Genomic DNA, 907 nt, shown 5'->3' with positions numbered 1-907 from the left:
AACCACTTAAGAAGTGGTAAGCCGCACCTTCTTTAGACAACAATGATACTGGAGGTAGTACACCCGTCATATCACAAGTCAAAAATACGATAGCGTTTGGCTCGCCTGCTAAGTTTTCAGCAACACGTTTTTCAACGTGCTCTAGCGGGTAGGCACAACGACCGTTTTCAGTAATGCTTGTATCTGTGTAATCTGGTAGACGCTTATCATCAGAAAGCGCTACGTTTTCTACGATTGCACCGAACTTGATCGCATCCCAAATGATTGGCTCATTCTTTTGAGATAGATCAATAGTCTTCGCATAGCAGCCGCCTTCAATATTGAAGACAACGCCTTTGCCCCAACCGTGCTCGTCATCACCAATAAGGTAACGCGCAGGGTCAGCAGACAAGGTAGTTTTACCTGTACCTGACAAACCGAAGAACAATGTTGTTTCGCCGTCATCACCAACGTTTGCAGAACAATGCATTGGTAATACGTCTTTCTCTGGCAACAAGAAGTTCTGAACAGAGAACATTGCTTTCTTCATTTCACCCGCATAACGCATACCTGCAAGCAAAACGCGACGCTTGGCGAAGTTGATGATTACTGTACCGTCACTATTAGTACCGTCACGCTCAGGTACACACTCAAAGCTTGCAACGTTTAGGATTTCCCATTCTTGCTTATCGGCCTGGTTATATTGCTCAGGGCGGATAAACAGATTGCGACCAAACAGGTTCTGCCAAGCAGTTTCTGTTGCAACCTTAACAGGTAGATAGTGATCAGCATCTGCACCCACGTGAAGGTGAGAAAGATAGCTATCTCGCTCAGCCAAATACGCCTCGACTCGTTCCCACAAAGCATCGAACTTTTCAGGGTCGAATGGTCGGTTAATTGGACCCCAGCCGATTGCATCCGAAGTACT

1 protein-coding gene is annotated in these 907 nt (G+C 46.1%); it reads right to left on the bottom strand.

Annotation, left to right across the window (positions count from 1 at the left end; translation table 11 throughout):
* The coding region (locus tag A3763_RS04825) for a phosphoenolpyruvate carboxykinase (ATP) (protein WP_156494914.1) at positions 1-907 on the bottom strand (907 nt) is incomplete at both ends.

This window comes from Oleiphilus sp. HI0128, assembly GCF_001635365.1.
The sequence above is the reverse complement of the archived record's forward strand: the minus strand, read 5'-3'. Positions and strand labels throughout refer to the sequence as shown.